1 pseudogene is annotated in these 311 nt (G+C 73.6%); it reads right to left on the bottom strand.

The features are described 5' to 3' along the window. Positions 1-269, bottom strand: a pseudogene (locus KUM40_RS33560) (polyketide synthase); the annotation flags it as partial. Positions 270-311: the final 42 nt, after the last annotated feature.

The raw sequence follows: 311 nt of genomic DNA on the forward strand, positions 1-311 counted from the left end.
GGGAAGGCGTCGTAGAGTTCCCGGCCCATCCCCAGCCGCTGACTGCCCTGACCCGTGAACAGCACAGCCGTCCGGCCACCCGCACGCGCCCGCACCACCGAGCCTTCCACCCCGCCCAGCGCGGTCAGCAGCTCCTCGCGGTCCCGGCCCACCACCACCGCACGCCGCTCCAACGCAGCCCGCGACGACACCAAAGACAACCCCACATCCACCGGCGACAGTTCGAGCCGCTCACCCACCCACCCGGCAAGCCGCTCCGCCTGCGCCACCACCGCACCCGCGCCACGCCCCGACACCACCCACGGCACCAC

The sequence above is a fragment of the Streptomyces sp. AC512_CC834 genome (assembly GCF_019049325.1).
Taxonomy (GTDB): Bacteria; Actinomycetota; Actinomycetes; order Streptomycetales; family Streptomycetaceae; genus Streptomyces.